This is a genomic window from Pyxidicoccus caerfyrddinensis (assembly GCF_010894405.1).
Taxonomy (GTDB): Bacteria; Myxococcota; Myxococcia; order Myxococcales; family Myxococcaceae; genus Myxococcus; species Myxococcus caerfyrddinensis.
This window is the reverse complement of record NZ_JAAIYA010000004.1, coordinates 100,947-113,186: the sequence shown is the minus strand read 5'-3', so window position 1 is coordinate 113,186 and position 12,240 is coordinate 100,947. Positions and strand designations below refer to the sequence as shown.

Here is a 12,240-nt window from a genome sequence, read left to right as displayed (position 1 = left end):
GTGGGCCATGGACCTTGCATCCACCATCAAACGTTTCGAGCGCCACGATGCGCCCGCGCCCTCGCGTGACGACGGCGCGGCGCGGGAGGTGGAGCACTCCCTCGCGTACCTCGGCTCGGAGGTGGCGCTCGCCAGCCTCGCGGAGGACCCCTACTGGCCGAAGTGGGACTCGCCGTGGTGGCACCTGCTGCTCCTGCACGAGCGGGGCGCGTCGGGGCGGATTCCGCGTGCAGCCGCCGAGGCGCTCGTCGCCGCGCTCTCCCGCATTCCGCTGAAGATCTTCCCCATCCACCCCGAGGACACGCCCGCCGGGCTGGATCCCGCCCGCGATTCGTTCTGCCATTGTGCCCTGGGGTGCATCGTGCCGGTGCTGCTCGCCTGCGGCGTCGATGTGGACACCCGCCTGCCCTGGGTCCGCGACTGGTTCGCGCGCTACCAGATGGCCGATGGCGGGCTGAGCTGCGACCCGGATGCGTACCTCGTCCAGGGCGAGGTCCCCAGCTCCATGGTCGGCACCGTGGCACCGCTGGAGGCGATGCTGGCCCTGACGGCCGTGCGCACGCGCCCCGAGGACGTGGCGTTCATGGACCGCGCCGCGGGCTTCCTCGTCGGGCGTGCGCTCGTCCAGGGCTCGGACACCGTGCACAACGCGGAGGAGCGGGGGAGCGCGGCCGGGTGGCCGCAGCTGACCTTCCCGCGCTTCTACTTCCATGACGTCCTGCGCGGCCTGGCCGTGCTGGTGGAGTGGGCGCATCGGCTGCAGCGCCCGCTGCCCTGGAGCGCGATCTCGCACGTCGTCGTCGACCTCGAGGCCCGGTTCCCGGATGGGCGGGTCCGCATCGGGCGGCAGGCGTTCGCCGGCAAGACGACGCGGGTTCCGGCGGAGGACGGGAGATGGACGAAGCGCGTGCCCGCCTCCAGCTTCCCGCTGCTCGAGGCCTCGAGCAGCGTGGGCGAGGTGTCGCCCTTCCTGACGCGCTCCTGGCAGACGACGCGCGAGCGGCTCGTCGCGCTCGCGCAGGCGGGGCTGCTCCACGAGACGGCGTGAGCGCGCTCAGGGGCCCAGCCTCGTCGACGATGTTCCGCCGATGGATCTGGGCCGCGTTGCGCTGATGCCGGTGGTGGCGCCGGGTTTCCTGCCGTTCCCCCCGACGACCCGTGCTGCGGCCGGTGCTGGGCCGCGTGCCCCGGACGAAGGGAGCCTCGAGAAGCTCATGAGGTTCACCGTCAGTCCCAGACGGTGAACACGGCTCACAGCCGCGCTGAATGACTGCGCCAGCGTTGCGCCATTCCGTCCATGGCACGCACTCTGGTCCGTTTCGGCCCACACGGCTTCGATGCGAAGAGTTCCGCACTCACTCGCGCACGGAGGGGTCATGGACCTGAACCGGAAGCTGGCGTCGCTGGCCATGTTGGGACTGCTGGCGGGCTGTGGCGTGTCGAAGTCGCAGCTGGAGTCCAAGTCCCTGGAGGCGGAGAACTACCGCCGCCAGTACGGAGACGAGGCGGAGAAGGTGAAGGCGCTGGAGGCGAAGGTGGCGCAGCTCAACGAGGAGCTGGCGTCGCTGCGCAAAGAGCGGACCCGCTCGGACGAGGCGCTCGCGCAGGCCCGTGAGGAGCTGGAGAAGAAGTCCTCGCAGTACGAGCAGCTCGCGCAGAGCCTCAAGGAGGAGATCAAGGCCGGCAAGATAGAGCTGTCGGAGCTCAAGGGCCGCACCGTGGTGAAGATGAAGGACCGCATCCTGTTCTCGTCGGGCAGCGTGGCCATCAACCCCGAGGGGCAGGCGGCGCTCGCCAAGGTGGCCCAGGCGCTCAAGGACGTGCAGGGCAAGCTCGTCCGAGTGGAGGGACACACCGACGACGTGCCCACCGACCCCAAGGGGCCCTTCCCCAGCAACTGGGAGCTGTCCACCTCGCGTGCGCTCGCGGTGGTGCGGCTGCTGCAGGAGCAGGGCGTGTCCGCGGACAAGCTCTCCGCGGCGGGCTTTGGCGAGTACCGCCCCATCGCCTCCAACAAGTCGCCGCAGGGCAAGAGCCTCAACCGCCGCATCGAAATAGTGCTCGCGTCCGAGGACCAGGCGCCCGGCATCAAGAACCGCTCGGCGAGCCGCTAGGCCGGAAGACACACAGGAGACACGCATGAATCCGCGACTGTGCTGCATGGCCGCGCTGGCGGCCCTGACCCTCTCGGCCTGCGCCGCCCGGAGCTCCCGGCTCCCGTCGGTGGAGATGCGCTTCCTCGAGTCCCCCGAGAAGGGAGTGCTCCGGGAGCGGCTTCAGGAGGAGTTCGTTCTCAACACGGCGCTCATCGGCGACGCGACGCTTCGCTACCTCCGCCCCTCCGAGCTGCTCAAGGCGGCGGAGAGCGGCACGGGGCAGGGCGATCCGCAGAAGCTGATGCGTGCCGCCCGCACGCTGGCGCCCGGCGAGGGCGTGGTGCTGCTGGGTACGGTGCGCAGCGAGGCCGCGGGCGGCGGCAGCGCGAAGCTGGCCGTCTACTCGCTCGCGCTGGCGTGCGGGAAGACGGACCTGGACAGGCCGGGAGACCTGCGCGGCTGCAAGGGCTACGTGCTGCGGGTGACGCGCGCGTGGCCCGCGGAGGTGTACGCGCTCCAGGACGTCACCGTGTCGCTCATCCCCGAGGGCGGTACGGCCAAGGGTCGCATCCGCGCTCGCAGCGAGCCCGGCGCCTTCGAGGCCTGGCTGGAGGGTGAATTCTCCGCCAGCGTCGTCGAACTGGCAGGCAGTGGCGCGCAGGCCTCGGGCGCGGGGCGGTAGTCCCCGCTGATTCGTGGGCCACCCCTCCCGAGGCACCGCACCTCCTGTCACATCCGCGCCGAAGCGGGTCTTGGGTGCTGCTGCGCTCCGGACGGCATGTCTGGGACGCAGGCTGAACCTGCCTGGGCGAGATACTTCGGTAGCGCGCCGATGGTGGGTTCCCACCCGTTGTCCGCAGAGGGGAATCCATGAAGAAAGCGAAGCTGACCCGTCATCCCGAGTCAGGATGGCTGTTGCGACTGGGAGTCATCTCCTGCGTGGGCCTGGGGCTCGCGGGGTGTGCGGAAGCCGAGGCCGAGGAGGCGGCGTCCCATCCGGAGACTTCCTCCGCGAGCATCGGCCTGGTGGAGCGCGTCCGCGACGTCAAGGAGCTGGCGAGGATGAAGCGGCACCTGTCGTCGCTCTACGACGCGAAGGACGTGGTGCACCACTTCAGGAGCCGTGGCGGTGACGACATCGACTGCGTCCCGCTGCACCTGCAGCCCGCGCTGCGGCAGCCCGGCATGGAGAACCACCGCATCCAGCTTGCGCCGAGCACCCTGCCGCCGCCGGACCCCGAGGCCAAGGCCGCGGACCTCGCGTCGCCCCGGCGCGAAACGCGGCCCGCGACGCTCGAGGCCGAGGTGTCCGGCCCGGGAGATGTGGACGCCTTCGGCGCGATGCGGCGCTGCCCGGAGGGCACCGTGCCCATCGTCCAGCTCAAGCTGGAGACGCTCAAGCGCTTCGAGACGCTGGACGAGTTCCGCCGCAAGGTGCCCAACCACCTCGCCGGCCGACTTCCCGTGGACACCGGCAAGCCCCGGGGCTTCGAGGGCATCGAGCCGCCGCGCAACGGCCCCACGGCCCAGCACCAGTACGCCCACGCGCACCAGTGGGTGGACAACATGGGCGCCGAGAGCATCTTCAACATCTGGAACCCGTACACCGAGCTGAACAGCGAGTTCAGCCTGTCGCAGATGTGGGTCGTCCGCGGCTCGGGTGCTTCGCTGGAGACGGTGGAGGCCGGCTGGCAGAAGTACCGGGACCTATACGGTGACTACAACTCGCGCCTGTTCATCTACTTCACGCCGGACAACTACGGCAGCGGCGGTTGCTACAACCTGAGCTGCGGCGCGTTCGTCCAGGTCAACAACACCATCCCCATCGGCGGGACCTTCAGCAACTACAGCACGCCCGGCGGCCCTCAGTACGAGTTCAAGCTGCTCTGGTACAAGGACGGCACCTCGGGCAACTGGTGGCTGAGGTACGGCGACGTCTGGGTGGGCTACTACCCGCGCACCCGCTTCGACGCGAATGGCTTGGCGAACAACGCCGGGTCCATCGACTTCGGCGGCGAAATCATCGACAACCGGAACCTCAACCTGCACACGTCCACGGACATGGGCAGCGGCGCCTACCCGGCGTCGTGGTTCGGGTACGCGGCCTACCAGCGCCGCCTGCTCTATGTGAACACGAGCAACTTCTACACGGACCCGTCCGGGCTCACCGCGTACCGCGACGACCCGTACTGCTACGACATCTCGCTGAACAATGACCCGGGGAACTGGGGCCGCTACTTCTTCTTCGGTGGCACTGGCTTCAACGCCAACTGCATGTAGCCGCATCCTCGCGGCGGAGGCGGGTGGGCGCCCAGAGCCCCACCCGCCTCACTTCCGCCGCCCGACACTCCAGCTGGCTCTGGATGTAGTAGGTGCCGCGGACTCGGCCGGGCACGTGCGCCATCGCACTGCGAGCTGCCGTGGCAGCGGTGGGTTGCTCGAGAGCAATCTCCTCAGTTGAAGTACGGGGATGTTGCCTGGACCAGTCGGCTGACCAGGTCCTCTGCGTCCATCCGCGCCTGCCCGGAGAGCCCCGGCAGGGACGCCTCCACGACGTCACGCGCCTCGCGCAGCACGGTGAAGGCCTCGTACGTCTGGAGCTTCTTCAGGATGTCGATGGCCGTGCGGCGCGTGGCCCGGCTGCGCACGCCGTCCACGTTGAGCAGGTTGCCACGCAGTTGCGCCAGCAGCACGGGTGTGAAGAGGGAATCGGGCCGCGGGTCCGCCGACATGAAGAGGCCTCGGGTCCTGGCGTTGTCCAGGTACAGGCGCTGGAGGACTCGCCGGGACTGGGCATCCGCCCTGTCGCCGTAGCCCGGGAACGCCGCCAGGGTCTCCGGAGGAATGGGGGCGAGCAGCCCCTCCGTGGCGATGTTCCAGGCCCGCAGCTTCTCCTGGTTGGAGCGGCCCGAGCGCACGTATTGCAACACGCTATTGAGGAGCGCGTCGGCCGGAGGCGGGGCTCCCGTCTCCAGCGTCACGCGGAGCTGCTCCCGGTACGCCGTGCCATAGAAGAGCTCGAGCGGGTTCGAGGTGGTGTCCGTGCGGTTGCAGTCCACGTCCAGCCAGAGGTCATCATCCGTGCAGAACGCCTCTTCCGGCAGGTGGGAGGACAGCCCGTAGAGGTAGCGGATGGCGGACACGTCATAGGGCCCCACTCCGCCCCCCCGGTAGGCCTGGTCCGGCAGGTAGGTGTATTCCATCACCGAGGAGGAGGGGAACGTCAGGGAGCCCTTGAAGTTGTGTCGCAGGCCCAGCGTGTGGCCAATCTCATGCATCACCACGTCCGTGAAGATGCGCTCCACGCGCTCCTTGGGCGTCAGGGGCGGCAGCGTCTCCGCGAGCCCGGCAACGACGGGGATCGCAGCTCCCGCCAGTGCCTCCGAGACGTCCAGCTCGCACAGCCGCTCGGGCGTCAGGCCGTTCCACGACAGCTCGAGCCGGGGACGGGAAGCGACCCCCGCTTCCGGCATCACGGGCTCCGCCTCTCCCCCCGCCACCGCCACGTCCAGCCAGGCGATGGGGAGGTACACGTTGGCACCGAGAATCTCCCCGGTGTTCGGGTTGGAGCGGAAGTCCGCGCGCGCGGAGGTGTAGCTCGGGTCGGGGTCGAAGAAGATGGAGTTCAGGTCCAGGTCCCCCAGGGACTCGCCCTGCCGCGCCACCCGTACGGAGAGCGCCTGGAAGCCGAAGGCCTCGTTCCAATGCTCCACGCCCCGCTTCACCGCGCCGATGATGTCGTAGTCGCGATAGCGCGGGTCCTGCTGCGTCTTCACCAGCGTGTCTGAGATTACCCACGCGATGGGCTTCATCCCCGGCCGGATGTTCCACTTGATGGGCACCTCCTGGGTGAGCAGGCCACTGTTGGGGATGAGCCGCGGCTCGTTGAGGAAGTAGTGCGTGAGCGGCGGCGCGGGGGGCGTCGTGAAGCCCGCACCTTCCTGGTAGCGCTTCAACTCGAGAGCCAGCGTCGCGGTGACTCGAGGGGGGACGTAGGCCTCCGCGCTGTAGGGCTGCGCATGGCCGGTGACGAGCTTCTCGAAGGCGATGCCGGTGTCCAGCTTCCGGAAGCGCCGCGCGAAGGCCAGCTCAACCTCGAACCCGGCGTCGTAGGTGGATCCCAGGTCGTCCATTCCCATGAGGCGGTCCAGGCCCGCGGCAGGGTCGAAGAGGATGTAGTCCTCCGAGCCTGGCAGCCGGTTGAAGGTGGCATCGTCGGTGATGACGGGCCACGCCTCGATGATCTCGTCCGGCTTGAACAGCTCGCTGCGCACCTTGGTGTCATCCACGTCGAACGCATACAGCTTGCCGTTCTGCACCTGGAAGGACACCACGCGTACGCCCAGCGTCCTGACGACGTTGCCGAAGGCGTCCGCCGGGGTGTCCTGCTTCAGGAAGGCAGACATGAACCAGCGCTGGCCCAGCTCCTTCTTGCGGAGCGCGAGGTAGAACGTCCCGTTCCCCTCCGCGTTGCGCGTCTCCGGCGTCACGCCGAGTCCCAGGCGCAGGCGCTCCCACGACTCGGGGCTCAGCTCGCGAGACACCGCGACGAAGGGCCCTTCGAGCAATGGGCCGGAGCGCTCCACTGAGCGGGTCGGCCCGTCGTCACAGGCACTGGTCATCCACAGGGATAGCGTCCAAAGCATGCACAGCAGGCCGCGTGGCGCGGCCATTCCGGGTCTCGACATGGTGTTTCCCCTTCCGCACCGCGTCTGGAGGCCGTTGCGGTATGGGACGAATGCCCGTCACGCGGAGACATATCGATACAGGTGGAGACGCATGACAAATGCACGGCAGTTTCACACCGTGGCACGCCTGGCGCTCTCGAGGCTTCGCGGCTTGATCCGCCGGGTCGTTGAGGACAGCCTGCTCAGGGCTCGGGGAAGCCCTCGCGCACCCACGCGTTGGCGGCGTCCCTGTTGAACTTGAAGTTCGCGGGCACGCGATGCTTCGCGACGGTCGCGCCCGCGTCGTCGATGGCCGAGAGCAGCGCGTGGGGCTCATACTCATCGGCTACGAGCTCGAGCCGGACCTCGTACCAGCGGCCCTCCCAGGCGATGGAGAGCTTCTTGGTCATGGCCTGGTCGCGCTGTCGCGCGGAGCGGTCGAGGACCTCCGAGGCCGTTTTCACGAAGGTCGCGAACGCCGGCGCATCGAAGGGCTTGGGGTTCTTCTTGTCGCGGCCCATCACCCACGGACTGATGAGGACGGGCTCGGGGATCCCCTGCTTGCGGATTTCCACGGCCCAGCCGTCGTCCTCCTCGTTCTTGATGACCCTGGCCGTCCAGCCGTTCTTCCGCCAGAACGTGGGCTCCATCACTTCGGGCTCGGCAGGCGTGCGCTCGTCGCTCATGGCGTTCCTCATACCTTCCAATGGCCATTTCTCTGCCAGAGAAGTAGCTGTCCCCTGCGCCATTGTCGCGATGTTCTCTGACGGTATGACGCTGGCTCCATGGGGGCCAGGCCGGTAGTGTCGCGCCCGTGCTGGGACGCTTCAGGAAACGCGCCGCGCTGCTCGTGCTCGGTGTCGCCGCCGCGCCAGGCTGTATTCCCGAGCCCGTCGACGTCACCGGCAAGCGCTGTGGCCCGGACCAGTCCTGTGGGCCGGGCCTCCAGTGTCTGGCGGGGCGCTGCTCGGCGGGGGACGAGACGCCGCGGCCGGCCAACCTCGTGTCCAACTCCGGCTTCGAAGAGGGTGCGCAGGGGTGGGAAACCCCCGGCGTGCTGACTTCCGAGGCCCCGGGCTTCACCGGCGGCGTCGCGGCGCGGCTCGTGGCCCGGGAGGAGGGAGCCATCGTGACGCTGACGCCCCGCTCGCCGCCGCTCCTCGACCCGGAGGAGGGCTTCTACTGCGCCTCGGCCTGGATTCGCGGAAGCGAGGGCCGCACCGCCGTGCTCCAGCTCCTGGTGGACTCCGAGCCCGATGAGACAGGGGAGCTGCCGCTGGATGGCACGTGGCGGCAGGTCACCGCCTCCACGTACTTCTTCCCGGACATGGTGGGCTCCGTGCGGCTCGTCCTTCCGGCCGGGGTCCAGACGCCGGTGTGGGTCGATGACGTGAAGCTGTGGCGCTCGGACAGCAGCTCGCCCTGCGAGGACGCGCCATGAGCGCGTCTCCCCCGCGCACCTCGCCCATCACCGAGAAGACGGACCCCGACGGCCCGCCCAGGGTACGGCTGCTCGTCCTGGAGGGGCCGGACCGTGGCCGGTCCGCCCTGGTGGAGGGGGGCACCGTCGTGGTGGGGACGCTGCCGGACTGCCAGCTGGTCCTCACCGATGACACCGTGTCCCGCCAGCACGTGAGCCTCGAGCTGCTCGGGCCCCGCGTGCGTGTCAGGGACCTCAAGAGCCGCAACGGGACGCGCTATCTGGGTGCCCGGGTGGAGGTGGTGGAGGTCCCCCTGGGCGCCATCGTCGCGCTCGGGAAGACCCGGCTCGCCCTGCTCCCGGCGGAGGCCGCGCTCGAGCGCCTCAGCGAACAGACCGAGCTCGCGGGACTGCTCGGCCGCTCGCTCGCGATGCGCCGGCTCTTCGCCGAAGTCGAGCGCGTGGCTCCCGTGGACATCTCCGTCCTCATCCAGGGCGAGACGGGCACGGGCAAGGAGGGCATCGCGAGGGCCCTGCACGCCCTGTCCGGAAAGACGGGCGCGCTGCGCGCCTTCGACTGTGGCGCCGTCCCCGCGTCCCTGCTGCCCGGCATCCTCTTCGGCCATGCGCGCGGCGCCTTCACGGGCGCGGTGGCAGACACCCCGGGCGCCATCGAGGCCGCCCATGAGGGCACCCTCTTCCTCGACGAGGTGGCGGAGTTGCCGCTGGAAGTCCAACCCACCTTCCTGCGTGTCCTGGAGACGGGGCGCTTCTGCCGCCTGGGCGAGACGCGCGAGCGCCACGTCCGCTTTCGGCTCGTCGCCGCCACGCACCGAGACCTCACGGCCGCGATGAAGAAGGGCACCTTCCGGCCGGACCTCTACCACCGGCTGGCGAGCATCGTGCTGCACGCGCCGCCCCTGAGGGAGCGGCTGGACGACATTTCGCTGCTCGCCGAGCACTTCGCCCGGAGCCTCGGGGCCTCACTTCCGCTGTCCCCCGCGAGCCTCGCCACGCTGACCGCCTATCACTGGCCCGGCAACGTGCGGGAGCTGCGCAACGCGGTGGAGCGGACCCTCACCCTGGGCGCCGAGGCCGCGCTGCCCGAGCTCGCGCCCCCTGGCGGAGCGAAGGAGGACTTCCACGCGACACGCGAGCGCGTCCTCGGGGTCTTCGAGCGCAGCTACCTGGAGGCGCAGCTCGCACGGCACCGGGGCTCCGCCTCGGCGGCCGCGCGGGAGGCGGGCCTGGCGCGCTCCTACTTCTACCGGCTCCTCAAGACCCACGGGCTGCTCCCCGGACGCGGCAGGGGCTGAGCTAGGATGCGCGCGACATGTGGCTCGCCGTGACACTGCTGGTGGTGCTGGGACAGGCCGCGCCGGCCAATCCCTATCTGGAGCAGGCACGGGCGCGGTACGAGGCGCTTCACTTCAGCGAAGCGGTGGAGTTGCTCGAGCTCGCCGAGCAGGTGCCCTCCAGCACCCGCGCCCAGCACCTGGACATCCTCGAGCTGCGGGCCCGCTGTGAGCTGGCCGAGGGCCGGCGCCAGGAGGCCGAGGCCACCTATGAGCGGATGCTGATGCTCGACCCGCGCGCCGAGCCTCCGGCGGACCTGTCGCCCAAGATTCTCGAGACGTTCCAGGCCGTGAAGGCCCGGCTCTTTCCAGCCGGCTACGTGGCCCTCAAGCAGCTCCCCGCGGCCGAAGGCTTGGTGCGCGTGGAGGTGGTGGACCCGTGGCGGCGCGTCGACGCCGTGGTGCTGCATTGGCGCGGCTCGCGCGACGCGGACTGGCGGCCGCTGCGCGCCCGGCCCGACGCGCAGTGCTGCGTCTTCCAGCTTCCCGGCGGTGGGCCCGGCCCCGTGCGTTGGTACGTCGAGGCGCAGGGCCCGGAGGGCAACGGGCTGACCCGGCTGGGTGCTCCGGAGGCGCCGCAGGAGTGGACCCGGGGCATGGCTGCCGCGTCTGTGCCGGGCACCGAGGCCCGGGACGGTGTCGTCTCGGAGTCCCTCGTGGCTCCCGTGCCTGCTCCGGGTGCCGGACCCGGGGACGTGCAGGGGGGCGGGGGGGCCTCCACGACGCCCCGCCTCCGCAGGACGCTGGGGTGGGTGTCGCTGGGGGTGGCGGTCGCCGCGGGCGTGGGCGGCACATGGCTGCAGGTCCGGTCCGGCGAGTCGCATGACGCCGCATCGCGCGCGGAGTGGGCCGGTGACTCGCGGCGACACTCCGACCGGGCGCGCACGCAGGCCGGGTGGGCCACGGGCCTCTTCATCGGCGGCGGGGCGGCGGCGCTCGGCGGCGGCTATCTCCTCACATGGTAGCGACCGGGCTCGCCACCCGGGGGCTGCGCGTGGGCCCCTACGAGCTGCTCTCGCGCATCGCGGCGGGGGGCATGGGCGAGGTGTTCATCGCCCGGCGCACGGGCCTGGCCGGCTTCGAGAAGCGCGTGGCACTCAAGCTGCTGCTGCCCCACCTCTCCGAGGAGCCCGCGCTGGTGGAGCGCTTCCTGGAGGAGGCCCGCATCGCCGCGCGGATGGAGCACCCCCACATCATCCCGCTCTTCGACGCGGGCGAGGCGGACGGGCGCTACTACCTGGCGATGGCGCTCGTGGAGGGCGTGAGCCTGTCGCAGTTGCTGCGCGCGTGCCGGCGGGAAGGCCGGCGCCTTTCGCTTCCCGTGGTGCGGGCGGTGGCCACCGGCCTTTGCGAGGCGCTGGACTACGCACACCACCTGCGGGGGCCCGGAGGCGAGGACTTCGGTGTCGTCCACCGCGACGTCAGCCCGTCCAACGTCATGGTGTCCACACGCGGGGCCGTGCTGCTCGGCGACTTCGGCATCGCCCGGGTGCTCTCCCACGTGACGACCCGCGGCGGCCGTCCGTGGGGCAAGTTCGCGTACATGCCTCCGGAGCAGCTGGAGGCGACGGGGCCCGTGGATGCACGGGCGGATGTCTTCGCGGCGGCCGTGACGCTGTACCAGGCGCTCACGTTGAGCTCACCGTTCCAGCGCGAGACGGACCCGGCCACGATGGACGCCATCCGCCACGAGTCGCTGCCGGATGTGACGCACCTCCGGCCGGATGCCAGCGCACGCCTGCGCGACACGCTCCAGCGGGGCGCCGCTCGCGAGCGGGAGCTGCGGCTGCCGTCAGCGCGGGCGCTCCTCGACGGCTTCCTGGAGGGGCCGGTGGCCGGGCCCGCCGAGCTGGGCGCGCTCGTCGAGTCGCTGTGCGCCGCCGAGCTGGCCCTCTTCCGCCAGCCTCCGCCGTCGCGGGACGCTGGCCCTACCCGGACCGGTCCCCCCGCCGGCGAGCCGGAGGAGGTGGCGCGGCAGGGCGGTACACGCCCACCCAGGAGAAGACGGAGCCTCGTCCTGGTGGGAGGCGCGGCCGTGGTGGTTGCGGGGGTCGGGCTCTGGTGGCAGGGCGCGCGGCCAGCGGCTGCCAGCCGCACCGGGGAGGCGTCCGCCGACGGCGCCGGGCAACCAGCGGCTGTCGCTGTCCCGTCTCCGTCCCCCATGGAGCAGCCCGCCCCCGTGGAGGCCCCGAGGCGCCCGTCGTCCTCCTCTGCGCCGGTGAGGCGCGAGCCCGCACGGGCCATGGAGGCGAAGGCCCCTGCCGGTATCGGCTACCTGACCGTGGACGCGCGTCCGTGGGCGGTCATCTCCGTGGACGGGCGCGAGGTGGACCGGACGCCGCTGGCCCGCTACCCGTTGCCCGCGGGACGCCACACCATCGTCTTCCACAACCCCGTGCTGGGACGGACCGAGCAGCGCACCGTCCGAATCGAGCCGGGCGCTGTCGCCACCCTGCGAGTGGATTTCGAGCCGGCCCGCTGAGGGCTGAAGTGTCGTGCCCCCGGACAGCTGTCTCCTGGCAGGGGACAGCCTTCCCGCGCTCCTCCACGGCCTGACGCGCCAACCCCGCGAGATGAGGCGCGAGGAGCGCCGGGAGCGCACCGGCTCCGCTGAGGGCATGGGGCGTGCAACCTCCCCGGCACGCACGCACGGAAGCCGCGTGCCGCAACCCAATCATCCCCACATCCACGGAGCTGTCTCT

General features: G+C 70.7%; 10 protein-coding genes. 8 read left to right on the top strand and 2 right to left on the bottom strand.

Annotated features, from left to right (window positions below):
* Window positions 1-7 precede the first annotated feature (7 nt).
* From G4D86_RS10865 to G4D86_RS10850, 4 genes are all read left to right on the top strand, one after another.
* Window positions 8-1,048: a hypothetical protein gene (locus G4D86_RS10865; RefSeq protein ID WP_163992417.1), complete on the top strand. Its 1,041-nt coding sequence runs from the start codon at window positions 8-10 to the stop codon at window positions 1,046-1,048.
* A 328-nt stretch (window positions 1,049-1,376) separates the two neighbouring features.
* Entirely contained in the window at window positions 1,377-2,114 is a 738-nt protein-coding gene (locus G4D86_RS10860) for an OmpA/MotB family protein (RefSeq protein WP_163992415.1), read from the top strand.
* 25 nt (window positions 2,115-2,139) lie between these two features.
* Window positions 2,140-2,778, top strand: a complete 639-nt coding sequence (locus tag G4D86_RS10855) for a hypothetical protein (protein WP_163992413.1) — start codon at window positions 2,140-2,142, stop codon at window positions 2,776-2,778.
* Window positions 2,779-2,966: 188 nt separating this feature from the next.
* The gene (locus tag G4D86_RS10850) at window positions 2,967-4,376 is read left to right on the top strand and encodes a neprosin family prolyl endopeptidase (RefSeq protein ID WP_163992411.1); all 1,410 of its coding nucleotides are present in this window, start codon (window positions 2,967-2,969) and stop codon (window positions 4,374-4,376) included.
* Window positions 4,377-4,549: 173 nt separating this feature from the next.
* Here G4D86_RS10850 and G4D86_RS10845 read toward each other — a convergent pair whose 3' ends face one another.
* Complete coding sequence (locus tag G4D86_RS10845; RefSeq protein ID WP_163992410.1) at window positions 4,550-6,784, bottom strand: zinc-dependent metalloprotease; 2,235 nt, start codon at window positions 6,782-6,784, stop codon at window positions 4,550-4,552.
* Between the two features lie 182 nt (window positions 6,785-6,966).
* A complete protein-coding gene (locus tag G4D86_RS10840) occupies window positions 6,967-7,449 on the bottom strand; it encodes a hypothetical protein (RefSeq protein ID WP_163992408.1) in 483 nt (160 codons plus the stop codon).
* Between the two features lie 128 nt (window positions 7,450-7,577).
* Between G4D86_RS10840 and G4D86_RS10835 the strand changes: the two genes are divergently transcribed.
* The 4 genes from G4D86_RS10835 to G4D86_RS10820 are packed head-to-tail and all read left to right on the top strand — an operon-like array spanning window position 7,578 to window position 12,020.
* Entirely contained in the window at window positions 7,578-8,204 is a 627-nt protein-coding gene (locus G4D86_RS10835; protein WP_163992406.1) for a hypothetical protein, read from the top strand.
* Complete coding sequence (locus tag G4D86_RS10830; protein WP_163992404.1) at window positions 8,201-9,499, top strand: sigma 54-interacting transcriptional regulator; 1,299 nt, start codon at window positions 8,201-8,203, stop codon at window positions 9,497-9,499. Before G4D86_RS10835 ends, G4D86_RS10830 begins: the two co-directional genes overlap by 4 nt.
* 17 nt (window positions 9,500-9,516) lie before the next feature.
* Window positions 9,517-10,503, top strand: coding sequence for a tetratricopeptide repeat protein (locus tag G4D86_RS10825; protein WP_163992402.1), 987 nt, complete (start codon window positions 9,517-9,519; stop codon window positions 10,501-10,503).
* Window positions 10,497-12,020, top strand: coding sequence for a serine/threonine-protein kinase (locus G4D86_RS10820; RefSeq protein WP_163992400.1), 1,524 nt, complete (start codon window positions 10,497-10,499; stop codon window positions 12,018-12,020). Before G4D86_RS10825 ends, G4D86_RS10820 begins: the two co-directional genes overlap by 7 nt.
* The last annotated feature ends 220 nt before the right edge of the window (window positions 12,021-12,240 follow it).